This is a genomic window from Croceibacterium salegens (assembly GCF_009827435.1).
GTDB lineage: Bacteria > Pseudomonadota > Alphaproteobacteria > Sphingomonadales > Sphingomonadaceae > Croceibacterium_B > Croceibacterium_B salegens.
The window spans coordinates 1-18,646 of sequence record NZ_WTYM01000060.1; the positions used below are offsets into that span (position 1 = coordinate 1).

The window sequence follows — 18,646 nt, forward strand, 5'->3', positions numbered from 1 at the left end:
AGGCATCACCCTGCCCTACCTCGACCCCGTTACGAGTCGGTGCATTTGCTCTGACAGCACCTTTCAGCCGCCTCCTCGGGGCAGATTCGATAGAACCCGACGAGTTCGCCTATTTGGCCCGCTAAGCCGGTCGCGGCGGGGCGGGGTCTTCGAGCCGAGCAAGTCGCTCCTCCACCGTGCCAAGCATTTGCAGTAATTTCTCGCTTTCCTGGGACCGCTTGCGGGCCGCGCGCAATGCTTCGGCAAGCGGCTCGGTGACCAAGCGAAAGCCTTCCATTTCATGGGCGTTGTACCGATTTCGGTCGCTGCGGGTTCCAGCAAGCAGCCAACCGACAGGGCCGTCTTCGTCCTCCAGCGGCAGCGCGATGGGAAATCGCCCGTCAGTTTCGGGATGCTGCCCCGCAGCGACGAGTGCTTCAGGATCGGCGATGTCGCGCGAAGCGAGCAGCGCTTGTCCCCTTGGTGTATCGATGAGGATCGCGGAAGAACCTGCATGGGTCGCTCCCGCAATGGCCGACAGCGCACGTTGGGCGATTTCATCGGGTGTCTCTGAGGTTCGCCAAATTGCCAGTCGCTCGATCAGTTTGCGAATCAGCGTCAGTTCCTTACCGAGCCGGCGCGTAGCCCATTTCTGGGCGATGGCCTGGGTCGGCGCGAAAATTCCCGCGGCGAGCAATGCCCCCGTCATCGTTGCGACAAGCTCGCTGTCCCTCCCGAATGCACGTTCGACCAGCGTCTTGACCACGTCCATTCCCAATGTCCAAAGGATGCCCACGGCCAACGTGACTATAGCCGCAATGGCGGAACGACTGATCACGCGGTCGGCTTCCCACAGCCGGAAGCGGATCAGCGAGACAAGCAGACCGGCCGCGATCGAGACAAAGCCAAGGTTGAACAGCAGTACGATTCCGAGGCCCCAGAGAGGAAAAGAGGGATCAAGCGGCGAAATCAGCGGAAAGATAATGAATGCGGCGGCGACCAGCAGCATTCCGATGCCGAAACCGTATGCTGCCCACTTGATCTGCTGCCGCTCTATGCCCGGTTCATATTTGCGGAAACGAATGGCCTGCGACAGGAGTAACCCTACCGGAAGAACGTACGCGACCAGCGCGGAAAGCCAGAGCGGGATGCTGTCCGGCACCTGAACTATTGCCAGGGCCGGAGCTGCAAGGATCAGCATCTTGAGTATTCGGGGTACGAAGCGGCCATCGGGGAAAGTGGCGATGCCCAGGACAAGTGGTATCCAGGCCAGCGCTGCCAAGCAGTCGAGCACGGTACCGAGTCCAAGAACAATCCACAGTTGGAGCGCGGGATCGATCACTCCGGCAAACAGCAGGAAACTGAATGAAAAAAGCAGTGCGACAGGATCGTGCGGCCTCCGCACGAAAAGCAATACTCCACATGAAATGAGCGCCAGGCAGGTCAGCAGCGAAGTTGCCAGTCGTATGGAAAAGCGTACGTCGCGGCCGATCGGTGCGTCGTCGTCTATGGATTCGCGATAGCTCTCGGACGTGGAGACGACATGGCGCGCAACTTTGCCCCCGGGGTCTTTGATAGTGAATGAAACTTGCAGGCCTAGTGGCCGGTCTAGACGATCCGAAAGGATCCAGTAGCGTGTGTCGGCTAACACCGCCCGTCCATCGACTGAGACGATGCGGGACATAGGCGGAATAACGAAATCGAGCCCCTCGGCCCCGTTCATCGATTGAACGGTAATGGAGCCATCACCTTCGAACTGCGCAGTCAGGCCTGCGCGCTCAAACGGCAGGCCGTAGTGGTATGTGTCACGGAGAGCAAAGACCGTTCCGGCCAGTGTTAAGAGAACGGAAAAGCTAAGTGTCGCGAACCAGGCAAGACGCAATGGTCCGGCCCAGCGGTTTGAGACGGCTGGCAAGCGGTTCGGTAGGAAACGCGACCCCTTCCTCTTGGTCATGGTCCCGAACATATTGCTAAAGTTGGCGCGCACATAACAATTTGTGCTGTTTGGATCAGATGATTAGGCCGCCGGGTCTTATCAGAGCAAATGAACCGTCCGGCGTTTCCAGACAGGTCAAAGTCTTCGGCTTGGGACTGGAATGATCGCTTTTCCCCTCAATCTCAGTCCTCCACGGCTGGCAGAAATTGGGCCGGAAAAGGACTGTCGGCATTCGGGCGCGTGGTCGGCTCTAACGGACAGTCTGCCAAAGACCCAGTAGCGGACGTAGCGACGAGCCTTCCGACCTGACGTCGTGGGCCATTGGCCATTCTTGCGGCGTTTGTCTGCATGCGCGGTCGTTATGGAACCGATGAAGAAGGGCGATTTCCAAAGTTTCGGCCCGGCCTCCAGAAGCACGAAGCAATTCTTGCCGATGGAGACCCAGATGCTCACTTTCACGCGTTCCATTCTCGCCGCACTGGCCCTTGCGGCCGTGGCGACGCCCTCAACATCCTTTGCCGAGCAACCGGCAGCCGTTCCGAGCGCCGCAGGTGTCGTCCGGCTGCACAGTGCGAACAGCTTCGACGAAACGCTCGCCCGGCTAAAAGCCGATGTCCAGGCCAAGGGCATTCGCTATTTCGACACGATAGACCAGTCGGGTCTCGGCGCTTCGGCCGAGCTCGATCTGGGCCGTTCGACGCTTGTCCTGTTCGGCAATCCTCCGCTCGGCGTGCAATTCCTCCAGTCGAACCGCTACTCCGGTCTCGACTGGCCGGTCCGCATGCTGGTGATCGAGGAAGCCGACGGCAGCGTCTACGTAGCCTGGACCGACTTTGCCTACATCGCCGACCGCTACGCGATCAGTGACAAGGGCCCGCAGTTCAAGATGGCGAGCGAAGTCGCGGCCTCCATCGCGACCGCCGCAACGGCTAAGTAATGTCGGGCGCGGCCATTGCAGCGCTCGCCGTCGCCCTCCTGTCCGCCGCGCTGATGGGCCTTGCCATCCAGCGCGGCGCGACCTGCATGGTTGCCGCAGTCGACGAAGCGCTCACGCAACGCCGGTTCGGGCGTGCCGGAGCGCTTGCCGAGGCGGCCATCTGGGTCGGCGGACTGGTCGCCTGTGCCCAGCTCAGCGGGTGGTTCGGCACGATGCCGGCGCGATACGCCCCAACCGGCGCCACAGTGGCCGGCGGCGTCCTGCTCGGCCTGGGCGCCTGGGTGAATCGCGCCTGCGTGTTCGGGTCGGTCGCGCGCATCGGCAACGGGCAATGGGGCTGGCTGGCGACTCCGGTCGGCTTCTTCCTCGGCTGCCTCCTTCCCATCAGTCGCGCCGAGCCGAGCGGGACGCAGTTGCCGTTTGCGTTCCCCGGCCTCGTCGCGCTGGGCTTCGTGGGCCTCCTCGGCTGGCGCATCGTCGAGACAGTCCGATCGGGGGCTCCGTTGAAGCACCTTTGGCACCCGCATCGCGCGACTCTGCTGATCGCCTTCACCTTCGTCACGACGATGCTGGCCGTCGGCGCGTGGGCCTATACAGATGCGCTCGCCGCACTGGCACGGCCGATGACCGTAATGAATCCCAGGTTCGCCCTGCGCGGGGTCATGGTCGCGGCGCTGTTCGCCGGGGCGATACTCGGCGGCCGGATTGCCGGCGTGGCGCGCTGGGAGACGCCCAAACCGGCGGTCGTCCTTCGCTGCCTTTCCGGAGGCGCGATGATGGGCGTCGGCGCCGCACTGGTGCCAGGGAGCAATGACGGGCTCATCATGCTCGGCCTGCCGCTGTTACTGCCACACGCCTGGGTAGCGGTAACGGCGATGGCGTTGACCATCGCGGCGGTTATTTGGATTTCAACGCGTTTTCAATCTTTTGCACGCGCCTGATCGTTCAATCGTGTCCGTGGACCGACCCCTGCGCCGGTGATAAAATCGCGGCAGGACCCTTGGGGAATTTCATCGATGGAGATGCAGCAGGTCCGATACTTCGTCGCGCTCGCGAAAACGCTCAATTTCACGCGCGCCGCCGAGCAGTGCAACGTCAGCCAGCCAGCGCTGACGCGGGCGATCCAGCAGCTCGAGCACGAGCTGGGCGGTCCGCTGTTCCACCGCGAACGCAACAACACGCACCTGTCCGAGCTCGGCCAGATGATGCGTCCCTTTCTCGAGAGCGTCGAAGCTTCGGCCCATGCCGCGAAGCGTGCCGCGCGCGAGGCGCAGAAGCTCGAGAACGTGACCATGACGCTCGGCGCCATGTGTACGATCGCGCCCAAGGTCGTTTCCGACCTGCTCGTGCGATTCCAGTCCGAGCACCCCGACGTCGAACTGTCGGTGATCGATGGTGACTGCCGCGCGATGATTGAGGCGCTCGACAAGGGTGACCTTCACATCAGCCTGGTGGGCGGGCCGGGCGAACTGCCGGATCACTTGCACCTGCTGCCGATCTTCTCCGAGCGATACGTCGTCTTGCTGCCTCCGGGCCATCCGTGGGCCGAGCGCAACGCGGTGCGCGTTGCCGACCTTCACGGCCAGCCTTACGTGAGCCGGACGCATTGCGATGCGGCGCAGGTAGTCGGCGACGACCTCATGCGCCGCGGCATCGAGCCCAAGCTGGTGTTCAGCTCGCCGCGCGACGACTGGGTGCAGAACATGATCAAAGCCGGGCTCGGCTTCGGCTTTTTCCCAGAGCATTCGGTAACCGATCGCGACCTCGTGGTGCGGCCGCTGATCGATCCCGGCTATGTCCGGACTATCTACATGGCGACGGTCCGCGGGCGACCGCATTCGCCATCGATCGGCGCATTCGTGCAGGCCGCGCGCCGCCATCACTGGCCGGCACTCGAACCTGCCTGAACATTCGGCAATCAAATGGACCGTGACTACCGGTGATGATAGGTTTCGCCTCCTGCCATTGAAGGGTTTCTGCCGATGGAAATGCAGCAGGTCCGCTATTTCGTTACCCTGGCGAAGACTCTGAACTTCACCCGCGCGGCAGAGCAATGCAATGTGAGCCAGCCGGCGCTCACGAGGGCGATCCAGCAGCTTGAACACGAGCTTGGCGGCCCGCTGTTCCACCGTGAACGCAACAACACACACCTCTCCGAGCTCGGGTTGATGATGTTGCCCTATCTCGAAGGCGTCGAGGAATCGTCAAGGGCGGCCAAGGAAGCAGCGAAGTCCGTCCGCAAACTCGAAAACGTCACACTGACACTCGGGGCGATGTGCACGATCGGCCCGCAACTGGTCGCAGACCTGATCGTCCGCTTCCAGGCAGAAAACCCGGACGTCGCGGTTCAGGTCGTTGACGGCGAGGCGCGGGCCATGATCGAGCGGCTCGAAAAGGGCGACCTGCACATCAGCCTCGTCGGCGTGCCGGAGGAACTGCCCGAGCAGTTTCACCAGGTCCCGGTCTTCAGCGAGAAGTTCGTCATCGTCCTCCCGCCCGATCACCCGTTCGCGAAGAAGGAGGCGATCCGGGTCGCGGAGCTCGACGGCCAGCCCTACGTCGGCCGCTCGAATTGCGAGGTCTTCCAGTTTGTGACCGACGATTTCATGCGCCGCGGAGTGACCACGAGGAAGGTTTTCAGCTCGCCTCGCGACGAATGGGTCCAGAACATGATCAAGGCCGGGCTCGGCTTCGGGTTCTTTCCCGAGTTCGCGGTGACGGATCCCGAACTCGTGTCGGTCCCGCTGATCGAGCCCGGCTATTCGCGAACGATCTATCTCGCCACGGTCCGCGGCCGGCCGCACTCACCGGCAGTCGGCGCCTTCGTCAAGGCAGCGCGCGGTCACGCCTGGCCGGTCTCGGAACTCTCGTCGTAGCAGGACTCGCTGTCGCGCGTTCGCACCGCCAGCAGGTCGTGGCAGTCGGTCAGCGCAGTTAGCGCGGCGGGGACGCCCGAATGAGCAGCCGTCTGAATCATCACCTCGATGATTTCGCGCTCGCTCCAGCCGAGCCGCAACGCGGCCTGGACGTGCTCGCGAAGCTGCCCGGGCGCGGTGCCGGTCGCGGTCCCGGCGGCAATCGCCACCAGCATGCGGACCTTGAGGTCGAGGCCGGGGCGATTGAAGATCTCGCCATAGGTGAAGCCGATCGCCAGCCGGACGAACTCGGGTGCCACTTCGGCGGCACGGTTGCGAAAGTCGTCCTGGTCGATGCCGACGGACGCCAGCACTTCGAGACCGGCGAGATAGGAATCAGGCATTAGGCTCCTGGGATCTTGAGGGAGGGGGGCGCGGTGTCCCTGGACTGGGGGAGGAAGGGACACCGCGCTGGAAAGGCGCCAAGCATGGGACGGGAGGAGCGCCTCTCCCGGGGGGTTCGATCAGTCGCGGTCCTTGACGTCCGCCGACAGCAGGACGGCGGGAACCGAACCGTTGTTGCGCCACCAGTGCGAGATGCCGTCGGATTCCATCGCAACGTCGCCGGCCGGATGGTCGATGCCGACCGAGCAGGTGCTGCGGTATTCGGTGATGTCGCCCGAGACGACGGTGATCAGCGCCGGACGGCCGGCATGGCTGTGCAGCGGAACCACACCGCCGGGCTGTACGACGAGGCGGCGCAGGCGCAAGTCGTGGTCGGAGAAGGACAGTTCCTTCTGCAGGTCGACCGAGCCGACGATGTCGTCGGTGACGCCGACCGGCATTGTCTGCGCATCGGTAAGCGGATTGGCGGCGGTCTTGCCGGCCGGGCAGGAGCCGGCGAGCGCCGGGGTGGCAATCATCATGCTGGCGGAAGCGGCAAGCAGCGCGCCGATAAAGGTCGTCTTCGTCATGTCTCGTGTCCTTCGTGATCTGAAACCTTAGTCACGGGAAGCTCGCGTCGGGGCCGAGTTCAGCTTGGGGTGGGGTTGGGCCGGTACGCTCGACTTCCCGTGACGCCTTGAAAGGTACGGGGCATCGCCGCCCGGCAACATTCGATTGTCGGCATGATTTCCATGCACGAACGGCATTTCAGTCTCCGCCCGCCCGCGAGCATCCTCCGGACCATCAGTTCAGAGGAGACATTCCCATGACCGTACAACCAATGGCCGCCCTGACTCCGGCCAAGACCCTTTCCGGCCGCGTAGCCGTAGTCACCGGATCGACCAGCGGTATCGGTCTCGGCATCGCCAACGCCTTCGCCGCCGCCGGTGCCGAAGTCGTGATCAACGGCCTCGGCGATCCCGAGGCAATCGAACAGACCAGAAGCCGCCTCGCCGAAGATCACGGCGTGGCCGTCACCTATGACGGCGCCAACCTGATCGACCCGGTGGGCGCAGCGATGCTGGTCGAAAACACCATCGCCACTTTCGGCCGGATCGACATCCTGGTGAACAACGCCGGCATCCAGCACGTCAGCCCGATCGAGGATTTCCCGGTCGAGAAGTGGGACGCGATCCTCGCGCTCAATCTCTCCGCCGCGTTCCATACGACGCGCACGGCTTTCGCTTCGATGAAGGCCGCCGGCTGGGGCCGAATAATCAACGTCGCATCGGCGCACGGCCTTGTCGCATCGCCGTTCAAGAGCGCTTATGTCGCCGCCAAGCACGGCGTTGTCGGACTGACCAAGACCGTCGCCCTTGAGGGCGCGCGGCACGGCGTCACCTGCAACGCGATCTGTCCGGGCTACGTCTGGACCCCGCTGGTCGAGAACCAGATCGAGGATACGGCCAAAGCCCGCGGCATCAGCCGTCAGGAGGTGATCGAGAATGTGCTTCTCGCCGCCCAGCCAAGCCGCAAGTTCGCCACGGTCGAGGAGCTCGGCGCGCTTGCCGTGTTCCTTAGCTCGAACGCAGGCCAGTCGATTACCGGCATTGCCTTGCCGGTCGACGGCGGGTGGGTGGCACAATGAGCGCCGCCCGTACCACGTCGGTGTTCGACCGACCGCTTCGCCCAGACCTCGCGGCATTCTTCGCCCTCGAATGCTGCCCGGCGTCGCCCTGCAGCAAGCCCCCGAAACGCCCGCTGGTCGGCATTCTCGCCGACCTCGCCAGGCAGGGACTGCTGGGATGACCCGCGAACGCGTGGTGATTGTCGGCGCCGGCTTCGGTGGCCTCGCCGCGGCGCGTGGATTGGCGCGCGCGCCGGTGGACGTGACGCTGATCGATCGTTGCAATCACCACCTATTCCAGCCGCTGCTGTACCAGGTCGCCACTGCAGGCCTCTCCCCGGCAGAAATCGCCGCGCCGATCCGCTCGATCCTGCGCGACCAGAAGAATGCTCGTGTCGTGCTCGGAAACGTGGCTGGCATCGACCGCGACGCCCGACAGGTCCGTCTCGAGGACGCCACCGTGGTGCCCTACGACCGCCTAGTCGTCGCCACGGGCGCGCGGCACAGCTATTTCGGGCGCGACGACTGGGCGCGCTTTGCTCCAGGCATCAAGACCATCGACGATGCGACGGCCGTCAGGCGCAAGGTCCTGCTCGCGCTCGAACACGCCGAGACCGAAACCGACCCTGCACGCCGCCAAGCGTTCCTGACCTTCGTCGTCATCGGGGCCGGTCCGACCGGCGTCGAAATGGCCGGAGCGATTGCCGAACTGGCGCGCCGCTCGGTGTCGCGCGACTTCCGTTCCATCACTCCGCACTGCTCGCGCGTCTACCTTGTCGAGGCGGCGGAACGCGTGCTCGGGGCCTTTCCCGAGCAGCTCTCGCAAAAGGCCCGGGCGGCGATCGAGCAGCTCGGCGTGACCGTCCTGACCGGCAACCCGGTCGAGGCCATCGCCGAGGACCACATTCGCGTGGCCGGACGGGAAATTCCCACCCACGCGGTGATCTGGGCAGCGGGCGTGCAGGCCTCCCCCGCCGCGCGGTGGCTCGACGCAGAAGCCGACCGGTCGGGGCGCATCCTCGTCCGCCGTGACCTTGGCGTGCCCGGCACGAGCCGCATCTACGCCATTGGCGACACCGCGGCACTGGCCGACGAACATGGCCGCTGCCTGCCCGGCGTCGCCCCCGTCGCCAAGCAGCAGGGCAAGCATGTCGCCCGGCAGATCATTGAGCGCCGTTCAATTCCGTTCCGCTATCGCGACTGGGGCAACCTTGCGACGATCGGTCGCCACCGCGCGGTGATCGACATGGGCCGCCTGCGGCTGTCGGGCGCGCTCGCCTGGCTGCTGTGGTGCACGGCGCACATCTTCTTCCTCGTCGGCTTCCGCAACCGCCTGTCGGTCGGAGCGTGCTGGCTGTGGAACTACCTCACTTTCCATCGGGGCGCCCGGCTCATCACCGGCGGCCCAACCCCTACCAACCAAGGAGAATGACTATGGCTCGCTCGAGCCTTCGCGACGAATTGCGCAGCCACGGCCAGCAGGTACTGGTCCTGCAGGGCGGCGGTGCGCTGGGCGCCTACCAGGTCGGCGTCTATCAGGCGCTGCACGAAGCCGGGATCGAGCCCGACTGGGTGATCGGCACCTCGATCGGGGCGATAAACGCCGCCATCATCGCCGGAAATCCCGCCGAGCGGCGAATGCAGCAGCTCGCCGAATTCTGGCGCCGGGTTGAACACGGCCATGCCTTCGAATCGATGCTGCCACCTTCGCTCTCGACGATGTGGCGTAACGCGGCGACGATCGTTGGCGGAAACCCGGCGTTCTTCAGCCCCAACCCGCTCGCCTTCGCCAGCGTCCACATGCCGCTCGGCGCCGAAGACGCCGGTTACTACTCGGTCAATCCGATGCGCGAGACATTGTCCGACCTGGTCGATCTCGACCTCGTAAACGGCGGCGACGTGCGCCTGACGGTCGGTGCCTCGAAGGTGACCACGAGCGAGATGATCTATTTCGATTCGCGCGACATGAACCTGTCGCTCGAACACGTGATGGCCTCGGGTGCCCTGCCTCCGGCGTTCCCCGCGGTGCGCATTGACGGTGAACTCTACTGGGACGGCGGGATCCTTTCGAACACCCCGGTCGAGGTCGTCTTCGACGACAATCCCCGGCGTGATTCGATGGTCTACGCGGTGCACATCTGGAACTCAGACGGACCCGAGCCGAGCTCGATCTGGGAGGTGATGAACCGCCAGAAGGACGTCCAGTACTCGAGCCGCTCGGCCAGCCACATCAAGCGCCAGCGCCAACTGCACCGCCTTCGCCACGTAATCTCCGAACTGTCCGCACTCGTCCCGCCCGAGGCGCGCCAGACCGAGGAAGTGGCCGGCCTCGCCGCCTACGGCTGCCCGACGCGCATGCATGTCATCCGCCTGCTCGCGCCGGTACTCGACTACGAGGATCACTCGAAAGACATCGATTTCAGCCCCGGCGGGATCGGTGCGCGCTGGGAGGCCGGTTACTCCGACACCATGCGCGCTCTCGAGTCCGCACCGTGGCGGCAGGAAGTCGACCCGCTCGAAGGCTTTGTCCTGCACGAAACGATGGGCGGTCACATGGTCCACACTGCCGCGGCCGAATGACCTGCCATGCATCGAAACCATGCACTCTGGGTAGCGGACGGCTGGCGCGGGATCGGCGAAAGTCCGACTGCACCCGAGGTGCTCAGACCCATTCGAAAGGAACCACGATGAACAAGCTCAATATCGCGATTGCCGCGGTCGCTGCTGCGGCGCTCGGCACCACGGCGGCCCACGCTGGTCCGGTCAAGGCGCAGCCGAACAAGGACAAGTGCTACGGCATCAGTATCGCCGGCAAGAACGACTGCGCCGCCGGCGCGGGCACGAGCTGTGCGGGCACCAGCCACCGCGACTATCAGGGCAATGCCTGGAAGTACGTCGCCAAGGGCACCTGCGCCAAAATCAAGACCCCCAAGGGCTACGGCTCGCTCACCCCGAAGGCCTGACCCATGGACCCGACCGCCGGCCTGGCTTTCAAGCCCGAGCATTTCGACGAGGCACTGGCCGCGTCGGCGGTCGGACTCTGGTTCGAGGTTCACGCCGAGAACTACATGGTCCCGGGCGGTCCGCGCCTGGCGATGCTCTCGGCGCTGCGCGAGGCGCGGCCCCTGTCGCTGCACGGCGTGGGCCTTTCGCTCGGCGGCCACGAACGCCCCGACGTCGAGCATCTCGCCGCGCTCGTGCGGCTGGTCGACCGGTTCGATCCCTTCCTCGTTTCAGAACACCTCGCATGGTCGCGCGTCGGCACACGTTGCATGCCCGACCTGCTGCCGGTGCCGCGCACCTTCGAGGCGCTTGAATGCGTCTGCCGAAACATCGACATCGTCCAGCACGCGCTGGGCCGACAGGTCCTGATCGAAAACCCGGCGCATTATCTCCCCATCGAAGCAGACTGGTGCGAGCCAGATTTCCTCGCGGCGATCGTGGGGCGCACGGGCTGCGGCCTTCTGATCGACGTGAACAACGTCGCCGTCGCGGCCTACAACCTTGGGCTGGACGCCGGCGCCTACCTCATGGCGTTACCGCATTGGGCCATCGCCGAGATACACATCGCGGGCCATACGCAGGACCCCGATCCGGCCATCGACCTTTTAATAGACAGCCACGATGCGCCCGTCGGCGAATGCGTCTGGGACCTCCTCGACATACTACTCGACCTGACTGGCCCGCGTCCGGTCCTGCTCGAGCGCGACGGCAACGTCCCCCCGTTTTCCGAACTCATGGCCGAGCGCGACCGCGCTGCGGCAACCCTTGCCAATAAGGAACTCGTCGATGCCTGAACTCGCCACATTCCAGAAGCAATTCCTCGACCGGATCGACTCGCGCGATGTCGTCGGGACCCCGCTCGCGATTTATCGCAACACCTCCCTGTTTGGCGCCATGCGCGCGATCGTGGACAGCTTCCCGACCGTCGCGATGATCGTCGGCCTCGCGGCCATCGAGGCGCTCGCCGGCCGCTTCGCCGAGGACTGTCCACCGCAAAGCCCGATCCTCGCCAATTACGGCGCCGAGTTCGCGGACTGGCTCGGGAACCATGCCATCGCGGCCGACCTCCCCTACCTACCCTCAGTTGCCGCAATCGACCGGCTGCGCGTCGAAGCCCATCTTTCGGCCGACGCGCCGGAGTTCGGCCTCGAGGATCTTGCCCGCCTGACGGCCGAGGAATGGTCGCGGTGCCGCGTCACCTTGCACCCGGCAACGCGCATCGGCTGGTACGCCATGCCGGCTCCGACGATTTGGGTCGCACACCGCGATCCGGAAATGTCCGAAATTGAGCCGGAGTGGCAGGCCGAGGGCATCCTAATGGCCCGCCGCGCCGGCGCCGTCGGCGGCTACGTGATCGGACCCTGCGAACACCGCATCCTCCACGGCCTCCGTCTCGGCGAAACCGTCGGCCAGGCGGAGCTCGCCTCCAGCCGCCTCTACCCTGCCACCAACATCAGCCGCACGGTCCGCAAGTTCGTCGCCAGCGGCGCGATATCCTCACTCAAGATGAAGGGATGATTCCCATGATGGAAGCTACCATGGTCACCGTTGCCACTCCGCCGCGTGCTGCACGCGTTTCGCTGCACGATCGCTTTGCCGATCTCGCGGCCAGGCTCCTGCCACCGTCGCTGTTGTTGCTGGTCATGCGCTTCGGCGCCGCGGCGATCTTTTTCCTGTCCGGCAGGACCAAGGTCGAGGGCTGGTTCACGATCACCGACAGCGCCTACGAACTCTTCGAATACGAGTACGCGCTGCCACTGATCCCGACCAAGATCGCGACCGTCGCCGCCACAGTGTCGGAACACGTGTTCCCGATCCTGCTCGTCCTCGGCCTCGGCACCCGCTACGCCGCGCTGGCGCTGCTCGGCATGACGATGGTGATCGAGATCTTCGTATACCCAGACGCCTGGCCGACCCACCTCAGCTGGGCCGGGCTTCTCCTCCCGCTGATCGCCATGGGCGGTGGCAAGGTCTCACTCGATCGAGCACTAGGTATCTTGTGATCGCCAATCCTGAGGATCGTGCTGTACCGATGTCGCGCGCAACAGGCACGTGTGAAGAAAACGGCCGTCCCGTCCCCTCATCAAACGACAACCGCGTTTCGTGCGTCCCCTCCTCTGGGCGATCGGCTCTTGCTGAATTTTGGCCAAATTCCGACGATCCTGGAACTTAGCCGGCAGTAAGAGCGAGACTGACAGCAGCACCTCTCTGAACCTCAGAGGTTAAGGCGCAATTGCTCTGACAGCACCTGCTCCGCCTTTTGGGTGACGCCGGAGTACGAATCCAATCACCAAGAATCCGAGCAGCAAGAGCGCCCAAGTAGATGGTTCGGGAACAGACGAGGCAAGTTGACCAGTGACTTTGAACGAGAGATTGGTGCCGAAAATCACCCCAAATTCTGAAAACGGGACGAACGGCATTGTCTCTTGCGCGTAAAAATCGACCCCGCGAGTTGCACCACCCGAAGCGATCAATGGTGTTGCGCTTCCCTGCCAGATGATCGTACCACTGGCTTCTTCATCTTGCGCCGCAATCAAGAAATAGAGACCTGGATCGAGCGAAGCTATTGTGAAATAGGGTGACCCCGTGGCGCCGTCGAAAGCCATCGCCTGAATCACATCGCCGAAACTCGCTGTGGAGCCTATCGAGTTGCGGTGGAGCCACAGACTACCCTGGCAATCTAGACAGAATAGCGGGGCCACGATCGACACATTGCTAGCAGTCTTACTGAGGGTGAAGCTTGCTGCACCGGCCTCGCCAGCATGAAGGGTCATGCCTGTATGGGCAGGGCCACCCACGTCGAGGAGAACCGCTGCATGTGTAGGGGAATGCGCCGCGAAGCATGCGGTTGCAATGGCAACTAATACCGCCTTCATCATGACCAGCTCACCTCGGGCTTGATAATGTCACGTACGGGCTTCAAAGCGCCCAGCGAGCACCATGGCACCATGCAATTGCGCGTCCTCGAGACGAAACCCCGTGCGCGAAGGCCAATGGATCGCCGCCGTCGCCTCCATTATTGCGGCGCCAATCGCCGGTGCATCTCCCTCGTTTGCCTTCTCATAGATCATGTCGGCGCCAAGCGCGAACGCAACGATTATTCCGATCACAAAAGTAGCCGTGCCGAAACTTAGAAAGGCAAGAACGATTGCGACAATTGCGGCTACTATGGGAAATACCCAATCAAGAACCTTGACCCAAAACGCCTTCACAATTTCGTGCGAACTTTCTGGTGATCCGGGCGCATCATAAAATCCAAGTGTTTGCGCACCTGCATTTGTGTGCTCCAATCGCATGCGGAGCCTGCTCCGGCTGGTCGTCCGGGCCGTTACACCCGGCAAAACCCAAACATCGGTGATCGTTTCTAAGCTGAGCTCCGTCTGGTCGATGTGGGACTGAAGTTTCATCAGTGTCGCCTGATATTTCTTCCCTTCGTGTTCAACTGGGAAGGACACATCACGACCATTATCTTTGGTGACCGACGCGCCGCTCAAATTGAAATCGCCGCGCTTTGAGCCCTTGAACATGACCGGCATCGCCGGAAAGACGAATTCGGCCATGACTCGCTCCTTCGAGATGACAAGGCTCGCTTTCCGGCCAGCAGGCACGCATGCGGCCGAGACTTGTTGAGAGAGCCCGTTGGCCTGTCGATTGCCGGTCATTGCAAGTAGAGCGAGTATCCCGTCCTTCCCATTTTCGAAATCGGTGTAGGCGAAGGCGACCGATGTCGGCTGCATCCACTGGAAAGCGCCCGTGGAAGCGTTACGGCAAAGATCGATGCTGGCGAAAACATGGGCAAAATCGGCAAGGTGTTCCGTTAGCCACGCTTGGAGAAGTGTCTGGCAAACGAGCTTGTCGGCAAATTGCAGCGATGAAGCAGGAAGTGTGAGTTCAACATGTTCAAGATCGGGCTGCTTGCCGGCTGCTGCGGCAGCGGCGAGTACGAGGTGATGCCGCCCCCTAACCTCTGGGTCTTTGGTAATATCGAGCGCCACTGTGACAGCGAGCTCACCGTCGATCGAAGCGAAAGAGGCCTTTCCCTTGGCGGTGTACACGAACTGGCGCAGTGGGATTGCGAGACGCACGTGCTGGCCCGCTCCGCCGGGGACGAGCGTCCAGGGACCGAAGTCGCCCTCCACCCGATTTCCCTCAACGTCTTCCTGCATGAATGATTGCGGCGAAGACCCTTCTGCCGTGATCGCCGCGTTCACTTCGTCGACGTGGAACGCGAAGATGATGTCCCAACCTTTCGTGTCGGCGGTGGCTGTCGCCCCGCTCATTGCTTATGGACAAGGCCGAACTGCAGGGCGTCGTTCAATTGTGCCGAAGCAAGGGCGTATTCGCCGACCGCTTCGGGCCATGACACGGTATCGTCTATTGCTGCCGAAATAAGTGGATCGATTTGCATCATTTCGTCACCGAATTTCTTGCTGGCAATGAGGTGAGCGATTGGTAGGGGTGTACCACCGCCGACCGACGCGAGACCGGTCGTTAGCCAACCCCTGAATCGCGCACCGATTCCGCTCGCTGCACCGGCTTCGTTAGCAAGCGAAGCTGCCAATTCGGTAGCAACAGCGTTTTCGGCTGCTTCTGTTTCTTCACCAGCAACTTCTGCCGCTGTTGTCGCGCCCCCGGCAGCGGCTTCGGCTACCTTCACGGTTTTTCCAGCAAAGGCACCGACCAACGCGCTCACAACCATTAGGACGGCTTCACCTGTAACTCGCCACCACCCCGCTTCGACAACCCCATGTCCAGTCTGGTTCTCGGTCGTCAGGGTCAGCATTTTCGTGCCGTCGTGCAACTCCAATTGTGACCGACATTCGTGAAAGAGGTCGACCCATTGGTCTACTCCCCAGTCGAAATGCATTTCCTCGGCATTGATCACCAACTGAGTGCCGTCGACTTCAATTGAGAACTTGTGCGGCTGGAGAGTAGGATTCTTTGTGCTCTCCACCTTTCCAAGTTGCCCCCACGGAAATTTTGTGTCGGGAAGCCTCACTTGCTTGATATTTTCAATCCGCCGACCATCGTTGTCGATCTCGAAATAGATGTCGGCATCGGCGGGAGCGATATCCTTGAACATGTGGGCGAGCGCTGGCTTGATCATATGTTCGATAAATTTGTCAGGCGAGATCAGGAACGCCGCAACTGCGCCATCGGGAATTGCCGAGTCCGAGACCTGGTAAGAGATATTCGCTGGTGGCGTCTCACCGTCAATCAGGCATAGAACGGCGAATACGCAATTCTCTTCGGTCGGATCGACGGTCGGCTCCGCTACTGCATATCCGATATGGCTTGGCTTGAGCCAGCTAAGTCCTTCGTTCTCGTATTCCACATCGAGATTGAGGGTGGCAAAGACTGCGTTGAATTCCTCGATGTTTAAAGTCAGCCAATCCTGCAGCAATTGCTTCAAGGCGGCAGTATGCAGGAAGGCGCCGGTCGGGTTCTTAGGAGTCGAATCTCCTACTTCCACTGCCTGACCACCGCTCAGACGCAATTCCCTTACCGAAGCATTTGCTAGTTGCGGAATGAAGTCGGCTTCAACTGACACATCAAATGCGCAGTCACTAATGTTCCGAGTTTCCGGATTTTGCCCAACGACGGAAACTGATCCTCCTGTCACCTCGATTTCAAGTTTGAGATTCTTTCCTGCCCCTCCAGTTGTCAGGCGCCAGGAACCAAAGGTTCCCACGGTTGAGGCCGAACCGTCCGAAGCCGATTGCTCGAACGACGAGGGGGCTGTGCCTTCGGCTGTTATTGCCCTGTTGACATCTGCATATCGGACTGCCGCGACCGTATGCCATCCCATTGTTATGCCGTTGGTACCAGAACCGTGCAATTATTTCTGAGAACTTCTCATAATCCACCCCCTCGGATCCGAAAATTGAACAGATTTGCGTGGATAGTATGTATAGCCATATTACGATTCTTTATGAGAGTCACTACTGATCTAACGCCTTGATGATCTTCCTGATAATTTGTCACCCATACAAGAATTACAAATTAGGATGCCGGTATGACATCGACATTGCTTGCATCTGCATTAGTATTACTAAATTGGCTTCGCAGTCTGCGTCGAGCATTCTACTATCGCAGGGATCCTGACAGGACGCGGAAGTTCCGGCTGAAGTTGCCCAACACTAACAACGGCTTCGGAAGTTTGGTTCGAAAGCGAACTTCACCCAAACCGGAATTCTATCCTTATTGTCCGGAATTGGGTCGTTACGGGCTGGTCCGCTCCTGGCACTCGCAGGGGTCGGCAATCAGGTCCTGACGTGGGTCGTATGCGGACAGCCATCTTTTGGTCGGCGTGATGCAGAAAGTCGACATTCCGCAAACGACCCCGTTGCGGACGTTCAATGCAATGAGTGACTCGCCGGTGGGCATGCTAGTCATCGGTCTGAACGATATACGACAATTCGAAATCGCCGGATTTCAAGGCACAGCCGGCTCATTGTTACGCCGCCAATTGACCGCGATGCTGGTGCGTGAAAACGTTCTCAAGTTTTGGCGACGGAGTCGCACGCGCATTCGATCCGTGAAGTTGCGCAAAGTAGATTTGGGAATTTTCTATATTTTTCGTGCCGAAGCGCGAGGACTCTCCCTGCTCTCTCTCGTGCGTTGGCGCCAACCTAGAAGGGAGATTATCATGCGTTACAACAAACTAGCACTCACCGCTGCGTTGCTTGCCGGTGCCGTCTCGATCGCGGCGCTGACGCCGGTTATGAATGCGAAAGCCGACGACTGCCTGCTCGACACCAGCAACGACGGCGATGCCGACGACAACGTCGATACCGACCTAAGCGCCAATTCAGGCGGCGACGACACCCGGCTCGCCTGCGGTCTGCAGGCCTCTGCCAGCGCCACCAATGCGGTGGCAATCGGCAACAAGGTAACGGGCAGCGGCATCGGTGCGGTCGCACTGGGAAACGACTATAACAACAGCGGCACCGGCACGACAGCTCAAGGCGAAGCATCTGTCGCGATCGGTGCGGATGCCTTTGGCGCAGCCAATGAATCCGTTGCGATCGGCCTCTCAGCCGCATCGCGCAGTACGGATTCGGTGGCCATCGGCAAGGATGCCGATGCTACTGGCACCGGCTCGATCGCGATCGGCGGCGACGCTAGCGATGCCAATACGCAGGGCGCAACCACTAGCGGTACGAATGCTATTGCGATCGGCGCAGATTCGAGCGCGACTGCTAGCGGCAATATCTCGATCGGCGGTCTATCGACCGCTATCGGAAATGGCTCGCTCGCAATCGGCGGCGATAGCAATGACGGCGATGCGCTGGGCGCGCAGGCCGACAATTTCGGCACCGCGATTGGCAATGACGCGATTGCCACCACCGCCAACAATGTTGCGGTAGGCGAAGGGGCTCAGGCCACCGGCAGCCAAGCAGTGGCGCTTGGGGTCGAAGCACGTGGTCTTGGCTCCTCCGCAGTAGCAATCGGCACGAGCACAATTGCAGATCAATCAGACACAACCGCCGTTGGACAGGGAGCGCAGTCATTGGCAATGGGAGCCGTGACATACGGCCGCAGTGCTACTGCAGCAGGGGATTATGCAATCGCGATTGGCAGTCGATCCAGTGCGTCCCAGTTTGGAGCAATAGCGTTGGGGGGGGACAGTAGTGACGGAGATAGTCTGGGTGCGCAAGCGACTGGCACTCAGGCAATAGCATTTGGCGCTGACGCTCTGGCCAGTAATAGTTATTCCATCGCCATTGGCAATCTTGCTACGAGCGGAGGCGCCAATGCCATTGCGATGGGGCGCAACGCTTCGGCGGCTGGTGCCTCGGGCGTCGCTGTCGGCCTTGCCGCCACCGCTAATGCCAGTCACGCAACCGCAGTTGGCGATTCGGCCACGGCAAGCGGCAGCTCTTCGGTTGCCATTGGGGGCGACGGGACTGACGGCGATGTGT

General features: G+C 62.0%; 18 protein-coding genes and 1 pseudogene. 13 read left to right on the forward strand and 6 right to left on the reverse strand.

Annotated features, from left to right (window positions below):
* Window positions 1-121: 121 nt before the first annotated feature.
* On the reverse strand, window positions 122-1,861 hold the full coding sequence (locus tag GRI89_RS17160) for a hypothetical protein (protein ID WP_159798234.1): 1,740 nt from the start codon (window positions 1,859-1,861) through the stop codon (window positions 122-124).
* A gap of 499 nt (window positions 1,862-2,360) precedes the next feature.
* Here GRI89_RS17160 and GRI89_RS17165 point away from each other — a divergent pair, with 499 nt between their 5' ends.
* The 4 genes from GRI89_RS17165 to GRI89_RS17180 all read left to right on the forward strand — a co-directional run bounded on the left by GRI89_RS17165 (window position 2,361) and on the right by GRI89_RS17180 (window position 5,728).
* Window positions 2,361-2,852 (forward strand): DUF302 domain-containing protein, encoded by a 492-nt coding sequence (locus tag GRI89_RS17165; RefSeq protein WP_159798236.1) that lies wholly within the window; start codon window positions 2,361-2,363, stop codon window positions 2,850-2,852.
* Window positions 2,852-3,793: a YeeE/YedE thiosulfate transporter family protein gene (locus GRI89_RS17170; protein WP_159798238.1), complete on the forward strand. Its 942-nt coding sequence runs from the start codon at window positions 2,852-2,854 to the stop codon at window positions 3,791-3,793. The genes GRI89_RS17165 and GRI89_RS17170 overlap by 1 nt, the downstream gene beginning before the upstream one ends.
* 75 nt (window positions 3,794-3,868) lie before the next feature.
* Window positions 3,869-4,759: a LysR family transcriptional regulator gene (locus tag GRI89_RS17175; protein WP_159798240.1), complete on the forward strand. Its 891-nt coding sequence runs from the start codon at window positions 3,869-3,871 to the stop codon at window positions 4,757-4,759.
* Between the two features lie 75 nt (window positions 4,760-4,834).
* Entirely contained in the window at window positions 4,835-5,728 is an 894-nt protein-coding gene (locus tag GRI89_RS17180; protein ID WP_159798242.1) for a LysR family transcriptional regulator, read from the forward strand.
* On the opposite strand, the gene GRI89_RS17185 is transcribed toward GRI89_RS17180, so the two are convergent.
* Together GRI89_RS17185 and GRI89_RS17190 are read right to left on the reverse strand one after the other, a co-directional pair.
* A complete protein-coding gene (locus GRI89_RS17185) occupies window positions 5,695-6,111 on the reverse strand; it encodes a carboxymuconolactone decarboxylase family protein (protein ID WP_159798244.1) in 417 nt (138 codons plus the stop codon). The two genes, GRI89_RS17180 and GRI89_RS17185, sit on opposite strands and share 34 nt — an antisense overlap.
* Before the next feature lie 120 nt (window positions 6,112-6,231).
* Complete coding sequence (locus GRI89_RS17190) at window positions 6,232-6,681, reverse strand: cupin domain-containing protein (protein WP_201290970.1); 450 nt, start codon at window positions 6,679-6,681, stop codon at window positions 6,232-6,234.
* 236 nt (window positions 6,682-6,917) lie between these two features.
* On the opposite strand from GRI89_RS17190, the gene GRI89_RS17195 reads away from it, so the two are divergent.
* From GRI89_RS17195 to GRI89_RS17230, 8 genes are all read left to right on the forward strand, one after another.
* The gene (locus GRI89_RS17195) at window positions 6,918-7,739 is read left to right on the forward strand and encodes a 3-hydroxybutyrate dehydrogenase (protein ID WP_159798246.1); all 822 of its coding nucleotides are present in this window, start codon (window positions 6,918-6,920) and stop codon (window positions 7,737-7,739) included.
* Entirely contained in the window at window positions 7,736-7,900 is a 165-nt protein-coding gene (locus GRI89_RS17200; protein WP_159798248.1) for a hypothetical protein, read from the forward strand. Before GRI89_RS17195 ends, GRI89_RS17200 begins: the two co-directional genes overlap by 4 nt.
* Window positions 7,897-9,150, forward strand: coding sequence for an NAD(P)/FAD-dependent oxidoreductase (locus GRI89_RS17205; RefSeq protein ID WP_159798250.1), 1,254 nt, complete (start codon window positions 7,897-7,899; stop codon window positions 9,148-9,150). The genes GRI89_RS17200 and GRI89_RS17205 overlap by 4 nt, the downstream gene beginning before the upstream one ends.
* A gap of 2 nt (window positions 9,151-9,152) precedes the next feature.
* The gene (locus GRI89_RS17210) at window positions 9,153-10,298 is read left to right on the forward strand and encodes a DUF3734 domain-containing protein (RefSeq protein ID WP_201290971.1); all 1,146 of its coding nucleotides are present in this window, start codon (window positions 9,153-9,155) and stop codon (window positions 10,296-10,298) included.
* A 107-nt stretch (window positions 10,299-10,405) separates the two neighbouring features.
* Window positions 10,406-10,681, forward strand: coding sequence for a BufA1 family periplasmic bufferin-type metallophore (locus GRI89_RS17215; protein ID WP_159798254.1), 276 nt, complete (start codon window positions 10,406-10,408; stop codon window positions 10,679-10,681).
* Between the two features lie 3 nt (window positions 10,682-10,684).
* Window positions 10,685-11,515 (forward strand): MNIO family bufferin maturase, encoded by an 831-nt coding sequence (gene bufB / locus GRI89_RS17220; RefSeq protein WP_159798256.1) that lies wholly within the window; start codon window positions 10,685-10,687, stop codon window positions 11,513-11,515.
* Window positions 11,508-12,239, forward strand: coding sequence for an HvfC/BufC N-terminal domain-containing protein (locus GRI89_RS17225; protein WP_159798258.1), 732 nt, complete (start codon window positions 11,508-11,510; stop codon window positions 12,237-12,239). The genes bufB and GRI89_RS17225 overlap by 8 nt, the downstream gene beginning before the upstream one ends.
* Before the next feature lie 125 nt (window positions 12,240-12,364).
* Window positions 12,365-12,724 (forward strand): DoxX family protein, encoded by a 360-nt coding sequence (locus GRI89_RS17230; RefSeq protein ID WP_235913502.1) that lies wholly within the window; start codon window positions 12,365-12,367, stop codon window positions 12,722-12,724.
* A gap of 219 nt (window positions 12,725-12,943) precedes the next feature.
* Here the strand turns inward: GRI89_RS17230 and GRI89_RS17235 are convergent, their stop codons facing one another.
* From GRI89_RS17235 to GRI89_RS17245, 3 genes are read right to left on the reverse strand one after another with little or no spacing between them, the layout of a single operon-like run.
* Complete coding sequence (locus GRI89_RS17235) at window positions 12,944-13,600, reverse strand: PEPxxWA-CTERM sorting domain-containing protein (protein WP_159798260.1); 657 nt, start codon at window positions 13,598-13,600, stop codon at window positions 12,944-12,946.
* Window positions 13,601-13,627: 27 nt separating this feature from the next.
* Entirely contained in the window at window positions 13,628-15,001 is a 1,374-nt protein-coding gene (locus GRI89_RS17240) for a TULIP family P47-like protein (protein WP_159798262.1), read from the reverse strand.
* On the reverse strand, window positions 14,998-16,530 hold the full coding sequence (locus GRI89_RS17245) for a TULIP family P47-like protein (protein WP_159798264.1): 1,533 nt from the start codon (window positions 16,528-16,530) through the stop codon (window positions 14,998-15,000). Before GRI89_RS17245 ends, GRI89_RS17240 begins: the two co-directional genes overlap by 4 nt.
* A 504-nt stretch (window positions 16,531-17,034) precedes the next feature.
* Here GRI89_RS17245 and GRI89_RS17250 point away from each other — a divergent pair.
* A pseudogene (locus tag GRI89_RS17250) lies at window positions 17,035-18,646 on the forward strand (hypothetical protein); the annotation flags it as partial.

Bases quoted from the DNA above. Each gene is read 5' to 3' on its own strand.
- GRI89_RS17165 (WP_159798236.1), top strand. From the start codon at position 2,361: ATGCTCACTTTCACGCGTTCCATTCTCGCCGCACTGGCCCTTGCGGCC.
- GRI89_RS17170 (WP_159798238.1), top strand. From the start codon at position 2,852: ATGTCGGGCGCGGCCATTGCAGCGCTCGCCGTCGCCCTCCTGTCCGCC.
- GRI89_RS17175 (WP_159798240.1), top strand. From the start codon at position 3,869: ATGGAGATGCAGCAGGTCCGATACTTCGTCGCGCTCGCGAAAACGCTC.
- GRI89_RS17180 (WP_159798242.1), top strand. From the start codon at position 4,835: ATGGAAATGCAGCAGGTCCGCTATTTCGTTACCCTGGCGAAGACTCTG.
- GRI89_RS17185 (WP_159798244.1), bottom strand. From the start codon at position 6,111: ATGCCTGATTCCTATCTCGCCGGTCTCGAAGTGCTGGCGTCCGTCGGC.
- GRI89_RS17190 (WP_201290970.1), bottom strand. From the start codon at position 6,681: ATGACGAAGACGACCTTTATCGGCGCGCTGCTTGCCGCTTCCGCCAGC.
- GRI89_RS17195 (WP_159798246.1), top strand. From the start codon at position 6,918: ATGACCGTACAACCAATGGCCGCCCTGACTCCGGCCAAGACCCTTTCC.
- GRI89_RS17200 (WP_159798248.1), top strand. From the start codon at position 7,736: ATGAGCGCCGCCCGTACCACGTCGGTGTTCGACCGACCGCTTCGCCCA.
- GRI89_RS17205 (WP_159798250.1), top strand. From the start codon at position 7,897: ATGACCCGCGAACGCGTGGTGATTGTCGGCGCCGGCTTCGGTGGCCTC.
- GRI89_RS17210 (WP_201290971.1), top strand. From the start codon at position 9,153: ATGGCTCGCTCGAGCCTTCGCGACGAATTGCGCAGCCACGGCCAGCAG.
- GRI89_RS17215 (WP_159798254.1), top strand. From the start codon at position 10,406: ATGAACAAGCTCAATATCGCGATTGCCGCGGTCGCTGCTGCGGCGCTC.
- bufB (WP_159798256.1), top strand. From the start codon at position 10,685: ATGGACCCGACCGCCGGCCTGGCTTTCAAGCCCGAGCATTTCGACGAG.
- GRI89_RS17225 (WP_159798258.1), top strand. From the start codon at position 11,508: ATGCCTGAACTCGCCACATTCCAGAAGCAATTCCTCGACCGGATCGAC.
- GRI89_RS17230 (WP_235913502.1), top strand. From the start codon at position 12,365: ATGCGCTTCGGCGCCGCGGCGATCTTTTTCCTGTCCGGCAGGACCAAG.
- GRI89_RS17235 (WP_159798260.1), bottom strand. From the start codon at position 13,600: ATGATGAAGGCGGTATTAGTTGCCATTGCAACCGCATGCTTCGCGGCG.
- GRI89_RS17240 (WP_159798262.1), bottom strand. From the start codon at position 15,001: ATGAGCGGGGCGACAGCCACCGCCGACACGAAAGGTTGGGACATCATC.
- GRI89_RS17245 (WP_159798264.1), bottom strand. From the start codon at position 16,530: ATGGGATGGCATACGGTCGCGGCAGTCCGATATGCAGATGTCAACAGG.